This window comes from Mucilaginibacter sp. cycad4, from assembly GCF_034263275.1.
Lineage (GTDB): Bacteria > Bacteroidota > Bacteroidia > Sphingobacteriales > Sphingobacteriaceae > Mucilaginibacter.
This window is the reverse complement of the sequence record NZ_CP139559.1, coordinates 6500754-6520016: the sequence shown is the minus strand read 5'-3', so window position 1 is coordinate 6520016 and position 19263 is coordinate 6500754. Positions and strand designations below refer to the sequence as shown.

Below are 19263 nucleotides of genomic sequence, written 5' to 3'. Positions count from 1 at the left end.
CTGCATAGTTTGCTTAACCCCGCCCCTATTGTTGAATTATTTTAAAAGCTACAGGATATTAATTATCCCGCTGTTTAAAGCCCTTGCTCCGATAAAAACAGAAACAGGGTTAAAAAAGTATCACAACACCTTTTCAAAGCCGTTTAATATAATTTTCTGCGGTTTTGTTTCGGGGTCGGTTATTCCTTATATAATCTTTGATTGTAAGCTGTTTTGTTGTAATTTAGCCAATGCCGTCAGCTAAATATGGTAATATTTTTTTGACCTAAATTATAAATACAACACGGGTACTTAAGTTGTAATACTTAATGTGTACTGATCAACATGAGATTTTTTTTATCGGGATTAATTGCGGTTGTTTTTTCAAATATACTATTGGTACAACCTGTTCGTGCTCAATCATACGGACTCGGTTTTTATAGTCATGAGGTAGTACAGGATAAGCGCACCACATTAGATCTCGGCCTGAATAATGTTGCCCCCAAAGATAATCTCGATGTTTCCTTTGATCTGGCCTTTATCCCCAACCGGCAAATATATTTTGGCTATATACTACGACTGGTGGGCGACGACAAGCAGAATATTGATCTCGTTTATGACAACCAGGCCAATACCAGACACTTTAAAATCATTATAGGTGAAAAGCTTTCCAAAATTTCATTTAATATTGATGAAAAGATATTGTTTAATAACTGGAGCCGGCTCCGGATACTGATTGATTTTAAGAACAACAAGCTTACCGTTTTTGCCGGCAAAGAAGCCTTCAGCGAAGCAGGTACGCATTTAAAACAAAGCACCAGTTATAAATTGCTTTTTGGGGCAAACGCTTACCGGCAGTATCAAACTACCGATTTACCTCCGTTTAAACTACGCGATGTAAAGGTGGCACAAAACGATAAGCTGCTGGCATGGTGGCCGCTGAGCGAGTGGCAAGGGGATATGGTGCAGGAAAAGGTGAACCAGAACAATGGCAAAGTCATTAATGCGCTGTGGATAAAATCACGCCACCGTAACTGGCAAGCAGAACAGGAGCTCACCGTTGGCGGAACCGCCAGCCTGGCCTTTGACCCCCTTACGGAAACAGTGTACATTATTACTGCCGATTCATTGCTGTCATACTCGGTAAACAGCAATACACCTTTAAAAAGTATGGCGTACAGAACAGGCCGCCAGCAACTGATACCCGGCGATCAGGCCCTCTTCAACAATAACAAACTATATTATCTATATATAGATCAGAAAGTTATTGCTACCTATAACATCAATGACGATGCGTGGGATAGGAGCTTTAAAAACATGCCCATTGAAACTAATAACGGGCATTTAAATAAGTTTTTTTGCCAAACAGATACTTCCATTTATACCATTGGAGGGTATGGTCAACTGGTATATAAAGATAGTGTAAAACAATACCGGGTAAATACCTCAACCTGGCAAAACATCAAAATTAAAGGCGATACATTTACCCCCCGCTACCTGGCAGGCCTGGGTATCAATGCCACCGGCGATACCGCATACGTAATTGGCGGTTATGGCAGCGCATCGGGTCAGCAAATTGTGAACCCACGTAATTTGTATGATATGATGCGTTTTGATGTGAAAACTAAAACGTTTAAGAAACTTTTTAATATTGAAGTTAAAAACGAAGATTTTGTGTTTGCCAATTCCCTCATTATTAACTCAAAATCGCATATCTATTACGGCCTTATTTTTCCGCAGCATAAGTTCAACTCCAATTTGCAGCTTATACAGGGTTCGCTTGACAAGCCCGCTTATAAATTAGTGGGTGATACAATCCCCTATCTGTTTCATGATGTGAACGCCTATGCCGATATTTATTACTGCCCGCGAAGCAATAAGTTTTTAACGGTAACACTTTTTAAACAGAACGAACAAACCCGGGTTAAAATATACTCGCTGCTAAGTCCGCCGGAACCATTGGAAACCCCGGTGCTCAGCTACGGTGTTAATTATATCTGGTGGATAAGCGGTCTGCTGATAATTAGTTTGGGTATAGCGGCAGGTGTAACCATCAGCAAAAAAAAGAACAAAAGTGAAGCCGTCCACCCCCCTCCGGCACCTGTGGGTGTGGAGGTTGTTAAACATATCCCCGAACAAAAAGAACTACCCACTGAAGCCGACCATGACAATAAGCTCAACAGCAACAAAAACGCTATATTTTTATTTGGCGATCTGCAGCTTTTTACCGCCGGGGGTCAGGAAATCACCAAATATTTTACACCTCTGTTAAAAGAATTGTTCCTGGTTATTGTACTTTACTCCATAAAGCTGGGCCGTGGGGTAAGCTCCGAAAAGCTGAACGAGATATTGTGGTTTGATAAATCAGAAAAGAGCGCCCGTAACAACCGCTCAGTAAATATTGCCAAGCTTAAATCGCTGCTCGACAAAATGGGGCATTGCCATTTATCAAAAGATACCGGCTACTGGAAAATCGAGATAGATTATAACGAGATCATGGTTGATTACCATACCTATCTCAACATCGTATCAAACAAAAGCAAGCTCAATAAACAAAAAATCATACAGCTTACCCATATTACACAAAGGGGTAATTTTTTATCGAACATTGAATACGAATGGCTGGATACCTTTAAATCAGAAGTATCGAACGAAATCATTGATTCTTATATCCAGTTTGCAAACACCATTGCCATTGCTGATGACGCGGAGTTCCTGATAAAGCTGGCCAATGATATTTTCTACTTCGACCCTGTGAATGAAGATGCAATGATACTGAAATGCAAAGCCCTATCCTACCTGGGTAAGCATTCGCTGGCTAAAAATACCTTTGAAAGCTTTAGTAAAGAGTATAAGGTAATTTATGGCGAAAGCTTTGAGCGCGATTTTCATTCTATTTTAGAATAATAAAAACGCCCGGAGGAAAATAATTAATAAATTTTTAAGAATTAATTAAGGCTCCGGCACAAATTTGGGTTTATAACCATTTATAATAAACCTAATGTCCAAAAAACATTTATTTAGCCTGTTATTACTGTTTATAACCGCATCGGGTTACAGTCAGTCGCCTAAACATAGTAAAACATCGGCCTTTACCAGCTATAAGGGCCTCGTAATGGCCGGTTACCAGGGTTGGTTCAACGCGCCGGATGATGGCGGCGGCCGCGGCTGGAATCACTACAACTCCCATGGCAAATTTGAACCCGGAAGCACCAATATTGATGTATGGCCCGACGTAAGCGAATATGAAAAAACCTACCAAACTTCCTTTAAACATTCCGATGGCAGCTACGCTTATGTCTATAGCTCGCACGATGCCTCATCAACCGAAACACATTTTAAATGGATGCAGCAATACGGTGTTGACGGGGTGTTTGTGCAGCGTTTTATAGCTGATGTGCAAAGAGGCCGTGGCCGCGCGCATAATGATGTTGTTTTGAGTAATGTGTTAACATCATCACGAAAACACCACAAGGCGATAGCGCTCATGTACGACCTGTCGGGCATGCGCGAGGGGGGCGACTCGATAGTGATTAAAGACTGGAAACATCTGGTAGACAGTTTAAAACTAACCAACCGGGGTAATAAACAAACTTACTTATACCACAACGGTAAACCATTAGTAGCTGTTTGGGGCATAGGGTTTAACGATAACCGCAGGTACGGCCTTGCCGAAGCTGAAAGAATTATAGATTTTTTAAAGAACGATCCCGTTTATGGCGGTTGCGCCGTGTTACTGGGCGTACCCACCTACTGGCGGGATTTTGGAAACGATACCGAAAAGGACCCGCACCTGCACGCCGTACTGCGCAAGGCCGATATTATTCATCCCTGGTTTGTGGGCCGGTATAATGAAGACTCGTATCCCCAATTTCAAAGCCGTATTGCCGATGACATTGCCTGGTGTAAAACTAATAAGCTCGACTATGTACCGGTTGTTTTTCCTGGCTTTAGCTGGCATAACATGAACCCGCGCAGCCTGCAAAATCAAATTCCGCGCAACAGGGGGCATTTTTTCTGGAAACAGATCTACGGAGCCATCAGCAGTGGTGCCGAAATGCTGTATGTAGCCATGTTTGATGAAGTTGATGAAGGTACAGCTATATTAAAAGCTTCTAAAAATCCGCCTGTCGGGTTAAGCACTTTTGTAAAATATGAAGATGATATCCCTAACGATTATTACCTGTATTTAACCGGTTACGCGGGTAAAATGCTCCGGAAACAAATACCGCTGCAAAAAGATGTGCCATTGCCTGTTGGTATAAACAAGAAATAAAAAGTTTGTTGTCTTATGCATTGATAACGCCCTGCCCAATGTTTGCAACTTTTAAGGTTGATAAAGAAAGATTCTCAAAGAAGCATGTAAGCAAATATGTAGTTCATTTATTATTAATTGTTTTATCTATAATATTATGCAGACAATTCATTGCTCAGTTATTTACAGTTTCAAGGTATATCAAAATAAAGCATGGTCATTTATACTGTATTTAGTGATTGCCATATTTATATCGGTGCATATAAAAATCAACCTTTAGCGCTAACCTCTGATAACAAAGCACTTTTTTATAAAAAACAGGGATATCAAATAGTAGCAGTTTACGCTTGATAAAACGATTTCAATAAAATTGAGCAACTTATCATCATAATACATAGCTGTTAATGTTTTATTAATATGTTATTATTTGCCGGGTATAGTTTCGTCTTTAACATCAAATCACTGATGTGAAATTTAAAAACCTAACAAATACTGTAATTTTATGAAGAAAAAGTATGCCGGCGCGCTGGCTATTTTAATAGCCACCTTTTGCTCTTTTGAAACTCCCCGGAAGCCGGTTAAATATCCTTATCAAAACGCCGCTTCTTCTATTGAAAAAAGGGTTGCCGACCTGCTAAGCCGGATGACGGTTAGCGAAAAAATAAGACAACTGGATATGTATTATGGCCACGAGGTGGCCAATATGAAAGGCCACGAAGCAGAATCATACTCAGACAGTGCTAAAATAAGTATAGGTACAGAGGGTATTGGTTCGGTGCATGACCTTTACCCCCTAACGGCAGATATTACCAACCAAATACAGCGTTATGCGGTTGAACACACCCGGTTGGGCATTCCCGTGCTATTTATTGAAGAGGGCCTGCATGGCTATTCGGGATTGGGCAGCACCAGCTTTCCTGTGCCTATGGCCCTGGCCGGTACATGGGATACTACACTGGTGCATCAAACCGGACGTATTATCGCTACCGAAATGCGGGCGCATGGCGTGGCTATGGTGCTTGGCCCGGTGCTTTGCCTTCCGCGCGATCCGCGTTGGGGCCGGGTAGAGGAAACTTATGGCGAAGACCCGTATCTGGCAGCCGCTAATGGTGTGGCAATGGTTAAAGGCTTACAGGGCCGCAAACTGAGCGATTATGATGCCGTACTGGCCGAACCAAAACATTTTGCAGTACATGGCATCCCCGAAGCGGGCAGCAATACCGCTCCCGTAAATATGGGTGAACGTGAAGCAAGGTCGTCTTTTTTATATGTGTTTGAAAAGGCTGTTAAAGAAGCGCATGCCATGGGTATTATGGCTGCTTACAGTGAGCTCGATGGTATACCTTGTGTAGATAATAAATGGCTGCTGAAAGATGTGCTGCGCAAAGAATGGGGTTTTAATGGTTTTGTATTGTCAGATCTCGGGGCTATCCGCATGTCGTTAAATAATCACCAAATTGCCGCCAATCCTGCCGATGCTATCGCCCAAACGCTTACGGCTGGCCTCGATATGCAATTTTATGATTTTCCACATAGGGAGTTTTTGAGCGCGATAAAAAAAGCCGTGGCTACCAAACAGCTCAGCATGGCCGAACTTGACCGGGCCGTGAGCGATGTGCTGCGTGTTAAATTTATGCTGGGCTTGTTTGATCATCCTTATGTTGATGAATCGCTCATAAAAAAAGTATATCATACCGAAGCCAGCCGCGCTGTGGCCCTGAAGGCTGCACAGGAGGGTATAAGTTTGCTCAAAAATGATGGTAATATATTACCACTCGGGTCAAATGTACATTCGGTGGCAGTGGTAGGTCCGCTGGCAGAAAGTACTTATTTGGGCGGTTATGCCAATGAGAACAGTAAGGGTATAGCCATACTTGATGCCCTGAAACAAAAGGCCGGTGCTGATATGAAAATTACGTTCGAACCGGGTTATGATCCTAAAGATACTTCGGCCGCAGCTCAAACGGCGCATATTGAAAAGGCTGCCGATCTGGTGAATAAATCGGATATGGCAGTAGTAGTTTTAGGCGAAGATATCGGTGAAGTAGGTGAAGGAAAAGATAGGGCAAACCTTGACCTTAACAACCGGCAAACCCGCCTCATAGATGCTATACAGAAAACAGGAAAACCCATTGCAGTTGTAATGTTTAACGGCCGGCCGTTAAGCATAAACGGGCTGGCTAAGAACGTCCCGGCCATTGTAGAATCATGGTTTTTGGGTGAAACCGGAGGCCTGGCTATCGCCGATGTATTATTGGGCAAAATTAACCCATCGGGCAAATTACCGATGACCTTTCCGCGCTCCACCGGGCAAATACCCTATTATTATAATCATAAACCAACTTCCGGACATATTTATGTTGATGAAAAAAATACGCCGCTGTTTCCGTTCGGACACGGATTAAGTTATACAACCTTTGCTTATAGCGATTTAAAAATCAGCCCGGCAAGCATTCCGGTTAACGGCTTGGTTAACATTAGCGTTACTGTAAAGAACACGGGTAAGGTTGAAGGTACAGAGGTGGTGCAGTTATATATACGCGATGTTATTGCCAGCGTTACTACCCCTGTAAAAGCTTTAAAAGGCTTTAACCGCATCGGCCTGAAACCGGGCGAGAGCGGCACTGTTCAGTTTAAATTAAGCACTGATGAACTAAAGCTCTGGAACCGGCAAATGAAACAGGTTGTTGAGCCAGGTGAATTTAAAGTTATGGTAGGTAGTTCCTCTGATGATATCAGGCAAAAAGGGAGTTTTTGGGTGAAATAGATCTACGTGCAGACTCAGATGAGCAGAAAGGTATTCCGGAATACCCCGGGGTTTAGTTGACGTTACCTGGTATAACAGGTAAACAGGTGTGTTTGGGGTGAGAGCCAGGCACACTTTATTTTTGCATGGTTGTGCAGCAGGTAGAGACACTCGTAAAAAGCCTGAACTTTATGAGTTCAGGCTTTTTACGAGTGTAAGATTGATGCGGGGACGGTGTTATAGCTTAGGGACGGTAGGCCTCGTTGGTGTCAGCGGAATAAGTCCCTTAAACATCTTAGCGCCATCACCTGTAAGCCTCAGGTAATAGTCGGCCGAGCAGGCGGTACCGTCTTCATCAAGGGTTACAAATGATGAGCCTGCCGGTACAAAATCCTGGCTTTCGGCGGTTTTCGCTATTTGGTTCCCTTCATTATATTCATCAAACATCGAGATGTAAAGGCCCTGCGCACCAACACTTTTCATGTTGAAGAACTGACGCCACATAAAATCACCATGCGCCCGTTGATGCTCCTGTAAATCGCCGGGGAGAATACAAGGCTGATAATCGATACCATGGGCTTTGCAATAAGCAACATCGGGGCGGTTAACTGTACCATAAAAATTATCCGACTCGCTCTTGTTACCGATCCGGCCAACCATCCATGGCGATATCATATCCAGTGCGCTATATGCCGAAAGGAATGCAGGCTGTGAATCGCTATCCTCAGTGCGCCAATGGGTAGGCACACCACCGATAACATAACAGCCTTTGCTTTTAAACCATTTGATCACATCAAGACACTGGGCTGCCGTGAATTGGTGATTTTCATCGCTGAAGCCAAAGCCCCAGATACATACTACCGGTTTGCCATTTTGCCTGGCATAGGCAGGGGATGAGGTATAAACCGACATTTTGTTTGTCCAGTCGGTTTTTAGTTCCGATTGCATATTTTTCCATCCGCTTACATCGTACATAATGTAAAACTTAACGCCGTTTGCTTCGGCTGCTATTTTGGTTTTTGCCGCCATGGCATCACGTACAGGGCCCTCAAGTCCGCTTGGGTTAAAGCGTTGAAGGGCGGCTCCGTCTATACCGTACTGCTTCATCCATTTAAACTGAACATCAATAGTTTGGTCGGAAAATGAAGAAAATACGTTAGCTGGCTGGCCATTGTTCAGGTTAGCATACCTGGTTGGGAAGGTTTGGGTATAATCCCGTACATCAGGCCACGATTTAATAGCTGTATTGGTTGGTGATGGCTGCTGTTCCCAGGTTTGCGCCCAATGCCAGTACCTGTCAATCGGTGAGCCATCTCCAATTGCTGCAAACCAGCCCTGGTAACCTACAATTACTTTACCCACAACATCGCCAACAGGCGAGGGGGTAAGGTCTATCGTATCTTTTGGTTTGTCTGGCGGTGTAACATCGCCGCCTCCGCTACTTTTCTTTGAGCAGCTTAATGCCAGCACCACCATCGCGGCAATGCAAAAGGTTGCTGAGTTTTTACTTCTGATATTTTTCATCGATCATTGATTTAAGGGGTTCGATTGGTTATTTTGAAGCTGTAGGTTCAACCATTTTGATGGAACCATCGGCATTGTAATAGAGCTTATCCACGCAGATGGATCTTAGCCAGTCCTCATGTGATAATGCGCTGGTATGGTAAAATGAATACCACTGGCCTTTGTATTGAACAATGGAGCCGTGATTAGTATAACTATCAGTTGGGTCCATGTAAATGCCGCCGTAGGTCCATGGGCCCAAAGGGCTTTTACTGGTGGCATAGTTCATGCGGTTATGCTTTCCGTTAACATCATGGTTATCTGAATACGAGAGGTAATAAATGCCATTGCGTTTATGCACCCAGCTTGCTTCATGGAAATCCTTAAGGCCTTCCATCGCTTTCATTTCGCCGTCAATTTCTGTCATATTATCCTTTAGCCTGCCGCCTTTGCAGGTACCGCCGCCACCGTAATAAAAATAGGCCTGCCCGTCGTCGTCAATAAAAACGCAGGGGTCAATCATCGATTCAAGGCCTTTGATATAACCCTGAACGGTGAACCCGCTTGCCGGGCTTTTGCTGGTTGCTACCCCAATTTTCCAGCTGTCGTTCCATTTGGTATCGCTTGGATGCGGGAAATAGAAATAATAGGTTCCGTTTTTATAAGCGCAATCCGGGGCCCACATGAAGCCGCCTTCTTTACGGCCCCAGGGCACCTGCGCGGCGCGGAGGATCTCGCCATGATCTTTCCAATGCACCATATCATCCGTTGAGAAAACATGGTACTGATCCATCAGATCGCAACCTCTTGCCGGGTAAATATCGTGCGAGGCATAAACATACAAACGGCCATCCGCCCAAACGTGTGCAGATGGGTCGGCGGTGTACATGCTCCTGATAAATGGATTACCGGAGGTATCGGTTGTAGTTTTTTCCTGCTGTTTTGTTTTTTCCTGGGCTTTGGTGCAGCTGTTTCCCGCAAGCACAAATGTTACAGCCAGCGTTGCAGGCAAAGCTTTTATTGCCAGGGGCTTGAATAAAGTAGTTAAATTCATTACGATCTCTTCGTGTTATTGAAGCCGGCCGCAGTTTAGACTCTGCAGCCGGCTCGCTATTAATTATGATTGGGGATTAATTATTTGGATATGAACTTCAGGTCATCAACACCGGTCACCAAATCGCCGTGATCTTTGGTTTGGGTAAAGAAGAAGATCCTGAAGTGGTTAATAGCAGTGTAGTCGGCACCACCATCCCCGGTTTTTATAGACTTGTCAAAATCAAGCGTGATCTGGTTCCAGCCGTTTTTAAGCGTTGGTATTAAAGGGGCTACATCCCAGGCCGATTCATGATCATCTGATTTGCCCGAACTGGTGATCTCGATAGAACCATCAGCTTTCAGCAAGGATACGTCAGAAACATACCACCAAAAGGTGAACCTGCCATCAGCAGCGCTGAATGAACTGTTAACCGGTGTGATAACATCTTTAATAAACTGCATAAAATCGCTGCCATTGGCAATGGTATTCTTTAAATAACCTGTGCCTTCTTTTTGGCCGGTAGTTGCTATGGTTGGTGTGCCTACAGTTTGCCATCCGTCAGCTTTGTCAACATTGTCAAATACTACCGGAGGTGGGGCTGGAGCGGCCCTGAATACAAAGTCATCAACGCCGGTGACTAAATCGCCGTGGTCTTTACCAGTTGTGAAAAAGAAGATCCTGAAGTGGTTGATGGCTGAATAATCGGCTCCGCCATCGTTTGTTTTAATCGCCTTGCTAAAATTAAGGGAGATCTCATTCCAGCCGTTTTTTAGGGTGGGGATCAATGGCGCTACATCCCAGGCCGATTCGTGATCGTCGGATTTACCGGAACTGGTGATCTCGATAGAACCATCGGCTTTCAGCAAGGATACATCCGAAACATACCACCAGAATTTGAACTGGCCGTTATTGCCGGTGAGTTTGGTATCAAGTGGGGTAGACAGGTCTTTGATAAACTGCATAAAATCGCTGCCGTTGGCAATGGTATTTTTCAGATAGCCTGCGCCTTCCTTTTGGCCTGTTGTGGCTATTGCGGGAGTACCAACTGTTTGCCAGCCGTCAGCTTTATCTGCATTGTCAAACACAACAAGCGTAGGATCCACTGCCGGCGGCGCAGTGGTATCAGGCGGCGGCGGTTTCAGGTACGAAGTATCCCGTGAAATATATTTTTCTTTTTTGCAGCCTGCAGCAATCAAGCCTATCATGAGGATGGAGCAAGCCATCATTGTTTTAATGAATTTCATTTCCTTTTGGTTTTAGATTAACTTATTTAGGAATATCTACCTGTACTATTTCCGAAAAATTTGAGCTGTTGAAACTATCGCTCAGACGAACGCCCACCCGCACAAAAAAGGTACGGCCCGGAATAAGGTTGGGTACAGTAAGTGTTATCGATTTTTCGGCGGCGCTCATATCAATAAATGCCTTATTGATGGTTTTGGCGTTCACGTCCGAAAAATCACGGATAGAAGCACCTGTACCTACCAGTTTGGTAGTATTTACATAGGGCTGCACATCTTTAATGGTTGGTAAACCGGCAATAACAGGCGCGTCGATGTCAAACGTGAGCGTAAGCGTGGTACCCGTTAACGTATGTGTGAAGTTTTTGATCACGATATACGGTGTAACCATAAAGTCATGTTTGGTGCCTTTATCAATGTTAACCGTTACAGTATCAAGAACCGGCCAGAAAGCGCCGCCTGTAGGCACAATTTTATACCCGCCTTTAAACAATTTTGAATCCTCATATGTACCATCAAATTTGCTTGGAATGGTTTGCGGGGTAGTCCAGCCTATTTGCTGCAGTTTGATAGTGGTGCTGCCGCCCGAGGTAAGGAGGTTGCCGCCTTCGGATGATAGTATATTGCCCTGCAATGAAGCGTTGGGGCCATCGTAGTTATCTGTTTTTGTACATGCAGAACTTGCCAGTATAGCTATGCCCACCAAAATTCTACCGATCAGATTTTTCATATCTTTAACTTTTAAATTCTTAATAATTAGGGTTGTTAGGAAGCAGGTTAGGGTTTTTGCCAATTTCCCCGCCAGGGATAGGCTCATAATAAAACTGCTTTTGGAAACTGTACTCCCTGTTAAACAGCTCTGGCTCGGAAAGGAAAATGTATTTGTTTTCATTCAATACATAGTACGGCATCAGGCCTTTAAAATGGGCGCGGTCAAGTACCACATCGGCAATGCGCCATCTTTTCAGGTCCCAGTAATATTGATTTTCAAAGGCAAGCTCCATACGGCGCTCTTTACGCACTTTATCAAGGTCGATAGAACCATAAGGTGTTGCACCGGCGCGGCTCCGGAGCAGGTTGATAGAGGTTAATGCGTCTCCATTATTGCCTAATTCTATGGCAGCCTCAGCACGGTTCAGCAGGATTTCGCCATAACGCAGGTCAATCCATGGTTGTTCGCTGCGGTTCAGATCTACCGATGCCTGCGGTTTATTATAATCAACATATTTGCGAACATAGAAACCGGTACGGGTAAGCTCGTCACCGCCGGTCCATGGGCCGGTAAAACCTATCACCTGCCTGCCCTGGTAAAGGGTTTTGGTATCACCGGCAAGGATATATGAGCGTGAGTTTGGCTGTTTAGCCACTTCGGCAGCAGCAGTACCGCTGAATGAAGGGTAAATGCCGCGTTGCATATCAAAGGTTAAGCCCCTTAAGGTAGCGCCCGGGAAATAAATGGTTGCTACTAAACGTGGCTCAAGGCCCTGCATTAATTCAGCACGGTCATTGAAGCGTTTAGGGGTACCATCATCATTGGTTACGTTTAATGCACCCCAAAGCTGTACCAGGTCTAAAGTTGGATATGAACGTGACAGCGCGTTTGCGGTAAAGTAACGCGGCGACATAGTGTCATCCCAGCTATGCGCCGTATGGTTGGCAATAGAATATTGTTTGATGAAAATATTCTCAGGGCTGCCACTTTTCAGGAACAGGTCTACATAGTTCTGTACCTTATCCGAATTGGCATTATAAAGTGAATAATGGCCTTCCAATAATTTTGCAGCATCATAAGCAGCCTGGAAATAGGTATTGGCTTTGCTTCCCGGAATGCCTACCAAACCCTGGGCACGTGCAGGCCCGTCTACAAAATTGGTCGATCCGTATTTGGCAATACATGCTGCATATAACATCACCCTTGATTTTAATGCAGCAGCAGCATATTTATTCGCTCTGCCTGCATCACTGGTTTCAGGCATCATCTGGTAGCCGAGATCAAGCTCTGCACCGATAAAATCCCAGGTAGCTTCTTCTTTATCACGATGAACCTGTAATTCAGATAAAGGCGCGGCCGGATCCTGGGGCTCTTTAATGATAGGTACGCCGCCATAGCGTTTGGCCAAACCAAAGTAATAGTAAGCCCTTAAAAAGTGAGCTTCGCCTAACAATGCGTTTACCGTGTTTTGAGTTAAAGCAGCTGTGTGTTTAGGAAGTTCCGCAATCAGTGTATTTACGTTCCTGATATCGCCGTATGGCCAGTAACCGAAACCACCGCCTATATCCATACCACCAAACGGGCCAACTTCTTCGCCGGTAACCGAAGCTGAGTTATAAAAGTTTTCCCAGTCGTTGCTGCCTGTTTTAAATCCCTGGTCGGGCCGGTATTTAAAATCTTCGATGGGCAAATTGGTATAAATAGTTGCTAAAAATGATTTAACGCCAGATTCGCTGTCATAAATGATGTTAGGCGTAAAAATATTAGTTGGCGGGATGTCTAATTTTTGGCAGGAGGTTACCGAAGTACCCACACCGACAGAAATTGCTATGATGAGTTTATGTATTTTTTTCATGTGTTAAATGATTTAAAATGAAACGTTAGCACCCAGGTTAAAGGTCCTGTTCATTGGGTAGGTGTATCCGCCAAGGGCCTTGCCGAAATCATTGTTATCTCTCGGATTAGGCCCCTGGTGTTCCGGATCGTAGTTTTTTAATCCGGTGAATGTTAATAGATTATAACTATTTACATAAACACGAAATTTCCTAACCCCGATGGCTTTTAAAACAGCCGGCGACACCGAGTAACCAAATTCAAGCGTTTTTATGCGGAGGTAGCTGGCGTTTTGAATAGCCTTTGTACCCTGGGCATCCGGCGACCCCATAGCGGGATAATAGCCCGGAACCCATTGAGTATTTGGATCAAACACGTTTGCAGAAGGATCAGCAGTGTGCCAGCTGTCGAGGAAGCGGGTCAATGCACTTCGGCCGTACATCAGCGGAGAAGCAAACTGCTCACCATATTGCACATACACACCGGCTGCGCCTTGTAAAAGCATGTTCATATCAAAGCCTTTGTAGCTTACGCCAATGGTAAGGCCGTAGTTATAAAGCGGGATATCAGTAGTGGCAATAGGGTGGCTGTCTTTATCGTCAATTACACCATCATTGTTCCAGTCCTTGTAGTAATAATCGCCGGGGATAGTATTGTTATTGCCGCCGCCGGTATTTACGCCATAATTATAGATTTGGTTGTATGAGGTAAACTGGCCCGCATATTCCGGGCCCCACCAAACGTTTTGGTACCTGTTAGTTTGATTTTCTTTCCAGTTCAAGTATTCGTTACCCGATTGGCCGCGCAGTACTTTTAGGGCTTTTAAGCGGGTTGTACCAATGTTACCGGTAACGTTTAAGCCAACCTGACCAAAGGTGTTTCGGTACGACATATTGAAATCCAAACCCTGTACACGATCACTGTTGTAGTTAATCTGTGGCACTGCCGCGCCTACTGTGCCCGGTAATGCCACCGAAGGCTGGGCGGGCAAACCAGTCCTGTCGTTCCTGAAAATCTCAATGGTACCGTCAATTTTACCACCAAACAGGCCGAAATCAACCGCGATGTTCTTGATGGTATTCACCGACCAGGTTAGGCCGGCGTTGCCCAGCTTTGGCGCAGAACCGTTAACGGCGCTTGAACCGAAGATATAACTGTTTACGGGGTAGGTGTAACCGTTTACGTAGTTAAATGCGGGGGCGTTTGCTTCGTCACCGGTTTGGCCATATGAAGCCCTGATTTTTAAGTTTGAAAGGATATTTTCAGATACCAGGCTACGGAAAAAATTTTCCCTGGTTAAAACCCAGCCAATTGATCCGCCGGGGAAAAAGCCCCACTGGTCTGAACCAGGTTTGTAAAGGTTGTTACCATCACGACGGAAGCTAAACTCTGCAAGATATTTTCCCTTATAATCATAATTAAAACGGCCAATATAGCTTCTGTGTGCACGGTCTTGTAAAGCACCGGCATCCATACCACCTGACATATTGGAGTTTTGCAAGCCACCAAACAAATAATCAACCGGGATTTCAATATCGCGGTAAGCGTTAAAGTTATCGGCGGTTTCGTGGCTTTGTTCATAGGTAACCATGGCGGTTATGTTATGATCTTTCAGGAAGGTATGTGCATAGTTTAAGGTTACCTGACTAAGCGTGTTTAAGTGCGTATAATATGCGCGGGTAATACCGGCAGGCGAGTTTACTAAACTTGGTATATATGTATCATTATCAGCCTTGTAAGTATATAATGAAAATGATCTTCTTATGGTATTGTTATCGGCAGTACCATAATCAATATTGAATAAAGCTTTGGCGGTCAGTCCGCTTACGCCGGGGATATCATAAGTTAAGTTTAACTGGCTGGTAATGCTCTTGTTCCTGTACCGCTTGCTACCTACTTTATTGGCATCAGTAATGATAGAAGGGTTCATATTATCATCAATTACCGCGGGGTAAAGGGGATTGTCATTAGCGTAGATCTGGTGAGTTGGGATCTGGTTCCACGTATATTTATAAATGGTCCACTCATCGGTATAAGGGAGGTTTTTTTCATCCATCCAGGCTGATGTTAATACCTGTGCCTTTAAACCTTTGGTAATAGTTGCGGTAACGTTTGAGCGAAAATTGTATTTATTATAATTCAGGCTGCCGGTTTTAAAAACACCATCCTGCTTTTGATAGCCAAAATTGAAGAAATAGCTGATTTTATCATTACCGCCGTCAATATTCAAATTATGCTGAATTTGGTTGGCTGTTTTTTTGAAAACCATGCCTATCCAGTCGGCTGATTTATAAGTACCGTCAAGCCATGGTTTGATATCGGCATAGGAAAACTGCGGTGTAACGTTATGCACAAAGTTATTGGCGAAATCGCGCTTGATTTTTTCGTTGGTCAGCAACATATAGTCAACCGCGCCAACACCTTCGGGCATACCCAAAAAGGTTTGTATCGCGTCATTGACTGAATAGTTAATGTTGATCTTGCCGTTTTTTCCACCCTTTTTGGTGGTGATTATAATGGCACCACCAGCTGCGCGCATACCATAAATTGAAGCAGCAGCGTCTTTTAATACTGAAATGCTTTCAATTTCGTTTGGGTCCATACGGCCTACGGTTGACTGGTCGCCGCCAATTACACCATCAATTACAATTAATGGAGCGCCCTGATATCCCCTGATGTTTAAATTATTAGCGTAAGACCCTGGTTCGGCAGTCGTTTGTACTATACGTACGCCCGGTATTTTACCGGTTAACATGTTCACTACGCTTTCGTTTTTTGTAGTGGTGATCTCTTTGCTTTGCAGTGTGGCTATTGAGCCGGTTATGGTTGCTCTTTTTTGTACACCGTAACCAACAACAACGACTTCTTCAAGACTTTTGTTAGTGGTTTTTAAAGCAACCGTACCATCTTTAATGTCTTTAACAACAATTTCCTGGGTTACATAACCGATGTATGAGAGTTGTAAAATGGTATTGGGCCCCGGTACACTAAGTTTGAACTTTCCCTCAGCATCGGTTATGGCACCGATAGTGGTTCCCTTAATTTTTACACTTACCCCCGGAAGTGTAGCCCCATCGGTTAAGTCTATAACTTTTCCGCCGATGGTGGTTTGCTGTGCGAGCAAACTGAGCGGGAAAAGAAAGAAAATGATAAGTAAGTATCTAAGTTTTTTCATATTGTTTCTCGTTAATGATTAAGTTTTATTGGTTTTAGTTACCTTTTTCAGGTAAATGGCAGTGTATTACAGCATACCTATGGCGGGTAAGGGTGATAGCGATACATGATTTGTTGGTTTATAAGATACACCAGCCGGCTGCCAAATGCGGCGGAAACAGATAGTGTTTCGAGTTTATAATTCTATACAAATCAAGAACTGGCGATTAATAAAAAATAAATAATTGATTAATTTTCGTGATTAATGAACTTTTTTTCGCAATCGATTGCGAAGTTTTTATGCCGGATTGAAGCGCTTTCGGCTCTGCGGGTGACATGTTGCTGATACCGCTTTGATCGGCGGTTCAGATGATCTTTCGCTGGTCATTCCCAAAATGGGCTCGAACCGGAATCTCTGATGCAATTAGTAAATAACCATGCATAGAATACAACTTGAAATTCTATTAATTCTCTTTGTATCTTTACTCATGATTTACGTCAGATGGCAAGAAAAAACTGGTGAGTCATGCGGTGAGTCAATTTTGAAAAAACCTATAATTGACAGAAGATCAAAAGCGTACAGAGGCAGGTTCTGAACCCTCCCCCTCCGCTGAGAAAAGTTGAGTAGTACTTTAAATTACTCAACTTTTTATAAAGGCTGTTTTAATTCAAGACGGCCTTTAAGATTAGATCGTTTTCAGTAAATGGTGTTTGTTCAGATGGATTTTTAAACCATGAGAGTACCATAGTTCAAAACCGGCGAGAAGCTGCCGTTATTACCCGTTCTGCGATCGAATATTGATATAAAGATTATGATATGGCATCAACTTCAATAATGTTCCTTCCCGGCAAAAAAGAGGAATAGGCTTTTATTGAAAAAATGTAAAAAAAGAAGGGTTTAATCTCAAAACTAATGAGAATTTATTAGTTGATAAACGGATTCTGCACACTGATTTTGAGTTGCCTATGCGCGAAGAGTACAATAAATTCACACATGATCTTTTAGAGAAATATGAAACTACTGTATAAATAGTATTAAATAGCACACTTTCAAAACTCAACTGATTTCAATACACAGTACTGCACCGGCCTTCCGTTCCGCGATCTGCAATAAAAAAGCCGCCCACAATTGTGGGCAGCTTCTCAATCAACTATTATCTGGTTTCTCATTTTACATCCCAGAAGATCTTTGTTGTACGTGTATCTTTTGCTTTTACATCATTATAATGAGTGTTAAAGCCGGTTTCTACACTTGGATATACTAAGCGGGTTGGCGGCGTAGTATAATTGGCCAATTTACCTGTGCTTGGGAACGTAAGTTTAGGGTACTTTGTACGCCTGTACTCGCTCCAGGCCTGGGTACCTTGCATAAAGCCAAAATGTACCCATTTCTGTATCCATATTTTTGCCAGTTTTTCAGTCTGTGAACCTGTATATAGCACTGTTGGCCCGCCCTGAACTGTAGTGGTGTTGTTCAAAAGAAATACATTTATATCTGCTGCGCTCAACGTTGGCTTAACGCCGGTACCTAAACTATTCAGATAAAAATAGAAATAAACAGACTGGCTTACTGCTGTTTCATAAGCCACTTTCGGATCGCCGCCGCCCCAACGCTCAAAGGCTTCAGCTTTCAGGAAGTTAACTTCGGGCGCGGTCATCACTATACCAGGAAGTTTATTGTTGGTTAAGAATGTGGTTGGGTTAACAACTGAATATTGAGTAAACGTTCTTGAGCCTTCTTCACTTGGCATTGTTACTACCTGTGCCTTATAATCTTTGTTCGGTTTCGGGTTGTTAGGATCTGTCAGGTCTACACCCTTATCAAATATTACAGGTATCCTTGGGTCATTAGCTGGCAACATTACAGTATTTAACATATAATCAGGCGCACCATTGCTATTTCCCTCGGTAAGCGCGTTTTGCAATGATCCGGTGTAGTTGGTTAACGGTGTCAGTAAAGCATCAGTTGCCGCAGGGTTGTAATTGGCAGAATTTCCGCCATCCATTAACGGATATGATGTTGGGTCTGCCAGCATTTTAGCCACTTCGGCCTTCGATCCTGCTTCATCATAAAAAGACATACGCATTAGTAACCGCAAGCGGACAGAGTTAGTATACCTTCTCCATTTATCCACACTACCACCTAATAAAATATCCTGATTGGTAAACGCCTTACTTGACTGGTCTGATAAGGTAGCTGTTTTAAAATAAGTAGAAGCAGCATCCAAACCAGCAATGAAGCTTTTGTACAAAGCTATCTGATCGTCAAATTTCGGATTTTTAACCGTTGCACTTGTTTCAAGGCTACCTGCCTCACTAAACGGAATATCACCCCAGCAATCAACCATTTGTGATGTCTGATCGTATAAAGTTACCCGGGCAGCATTCATGATCACATCATTAGTTGCCTTATCCGTAGCCGACATTTGGTTATAAGTAACCTCCATGGTGCGGTACAAAGCCATTACGCCATTGGCCGAACCATTTGGATGGTAAAAATCCTCCCAGCGGTTACCCATATAGCCATCATTCGGCTGATATACCGTGTTAGTATTTGGTAAATAAGAGGTTTGTCCAAAATAACTCGTAGCCGTTAATACAAAGGTTCTGTAATGCCAGTACTCGGCCCTTACCCTTGTATTATTTAACATCCCGGTAAACATGTACGGAATAGTCACCGTCGCCGTTTTTTCGGGGTTATTAAATTTTTCATCGATGCTTTTTTTGCAGCTGCCTAATGATAAAGCAAGCAAAAACGCAAATCCTATATTTCTAAAATTCTTTTTCATAATTAATGACTTGTGC

Annotated in this window: 10 protein-coding genes; 3 read left to right on the top strand and 7 right to left on the bottom strand. The window is 43.5% G+C overall.

Features of this window, described 5'->3' with window-relative positions; all coding sequences use genetic code 11:
• Positions 1 to 324 precede the first annotated feature (324 nt).
• The 3 genes from SNE26_RS26965 to SNE26_RS26955 all read left to right on the top strand — a co-directional run bounded on the left by SNE26_RS26965 (position 325) and on the right by SNE26_RS26955 (position 7001).
• On the top strand, positions 325 to 2886 hold the full coding sequence (locus tag SNE26_RS26965) for a galactose oxidase (protein ID WP_321556943.1): 2562 nt from the start codon (positions 325 to 327) through the stop codon (positions 2884 to 2886).
• 94 nt (positions 2887 to 2980) lie between these two features.
• Positions 2981 to 4255, top strand: a complete 1275-nt coding sequence (locus SNE26_RS26960; RefSeq protein WP_321556942.1) for a glycoside hydrolase family 71/99-like protein — start codon at positions 2981 to 2983, stop codon at positions 4253 to 4255.
• Positions 4256 to 4736: 481 nt separating this feature from the next.
• Entirely contained in the window at positions 4737 to 7001 is a 2265-nt protein-coding gene (locus SNE26_RS26955; protein ID WP_321556941.1) for a glycoside hydrolase family 3 N-terminal domain-containing protein, read from the top strand.
• 216 nt (positions 7002 to 7217) lie between these two features.
• Here SNE26_RS26955 and SNE26_RS26950 read toward each other — a convergent pair whose 3' ends face one another.
• The 7 genes from SNE26_RS26950 to SNE26_RS26920 all read right to left on the bottom strand — a co-directional run bounded on the left by SNE26_RS26950 (position 7218) and on the right by SNE26_RS26920 (position 19247).
• On the bottom strand, positions 7218 to 8504 hold the full coding sequence (locus tag SNE26_RS26950; protein WP_321556940.1) for a glycoside hydrolase family 71/99-like protein: 1287 nt from the start codon (positions 8502 to 8504) through the stop codon (positions 7218 to 7220).
• A 28-nt stretch (positions 8505 to 8532) separates the two neighbouring features.
• Positions 8533 to 9537, bottom strand: coding sequence for a family 43 glycosylhydrolase (locus SNE26_RS26945; protein WP_321556939.1), 1005 nt, complete (start codon positions 9535 to 9537; stop codon positions 8533 to 8535).
• Positions 9538 to 9617: 80 nt separating this feature from the next.
• The gene (locus SNE26_RS26940) at positions 9618 to 10763 is read right to left on the bottom strand and encodes a hypothetical protein (RefSeq protein WP_321556938.1); all 1146 of its coding nucleotides are present in this window, start codon (positions 10761 to 10763) and stop codon (positions 9618 to 9620) included.
• A gap of 22 nt (positions 10764 to 10785) precedes the next feature.
• A complete protein-coding gene (locus SNE26_RS26935; protein ID WP_321556937.1) occupies positions 10786 to 11490 on the bottom strand; it encodes a DUF3823 domain-containing protein in 705 nt (234 codons plus the stop codon).
• A gap of 19 nt (positions 11491 to 11509) precedes the next feature.
• Positions 11510 to 13327, bottom strand: coding sequence for a RagB/SusD family nutrient uptake outer membrane protein (locus tag SNE26_RS26930; protein ID WP_321556936.1), 1818 nt, complete (start codon positions 13325 to 13327; stop codon positions 11510 to 11512).
• Positions 13328 to 13339: 12 nt separating this feature from the next.
• Entirely contained in the window at positions 13340 to 16480 is a 3141-nt protein-coding gene (locus SNE26_RS26925) for a SusC/RagA family TonB-linked outer membrane protein (protein ID WP_321556935.1), read from the bottom strand.
• 1144 nt (positions 16481 to 17624) lie between these two features.
• Positions 17625 to 19247 (bottom strand): SusD/RagB family nutrient-binding outer membrane lipoprotein, encoded by a 1623-nt coding sequence (locus tag SNE26_RS26920; protein ID WP_321556934.1) that lies wholly within the window; start codon positions 19245 to 19247, stop codon positions 17625 to 17627.
• Between the last annotated feature and the right edge of the window lie 16 nt (positions 19248 to 19263).

Excerpts from the sequence above, each read along its gene's own strand:
- SNE26_RS26920 (WP_321556934.1), bottom strand. The coding sequence starts at position 19,247 with ATGAAAAAGAATTTTAGAAATATAGGATTTGCGTTTTTGCTTGCTTTA.
- SNE26_RS26930 (WP_321556936.1), bottom strand. The coding sequence starts at position 13,327 with ATGAAAAAAATACATAAACTCATCATAGCAATTTCTGTCGGTGTGGGT.
- SNE26_RS26955 (WP_321556941.1), top strand. The coding sequence starts at position 4,737 with ATGAAGAAAAAGTATGCCGGCGCGCTGGCTATTTTAATAGCCACCTTT.
- SNE26_RS26960 (WP_321556942.1), top strand. The coding sequence starts at position 2,981 with ATGTCCAAAAAACATTTATTTAGCCTGTTATTACTGTTTATAACCGCA.
- SNE26_RS26965 (WP_321556943.1), top strand. The coding sequence starts at position 325 with ATGAGATTTTTTTTATCGGGATTAATTGCGGTTGTTTTTTCAAATATA.
- SNE26_RS26940 (WP_321556938.1), bottom strand. The coding sequence starts at position 10,763 with ATGAAATTCATTAAAACAATGATGGCTTGCTCCATCCTCATGATAGGC.
- SNE26_RS26950 (WP_321556940.1), bottom strand. The coding sequence starts at position 8,504 with ATGAAAAATATCAGAAGTAAAAACTCAGCAACCTTTTGCATTGCCGCG.
- SNE26_RS26925 (WP_321556935.1), bottom strand. The coding sequence starts at position 16,480 with ATGAAAAAACTTAGATACTTACTTATCATTTTCTTTCTTTTCCCGCTC.
- SNE26_RS26945 (WP_321556939.1), bottom strand. The coding sequence starts at position 9,537 with ATGAATTTAACTACTTTATTCAAGCCCCTGGCAATAAAAGCTTTGCCT.
- SNE26_RS26935 (WP_321556937.1), bottom strand. The coding sequence starts at position 11,490 with ATGAAAAATCTGATCGGTAGAATTTTGGTGGGCATAGCTATACTGGCA.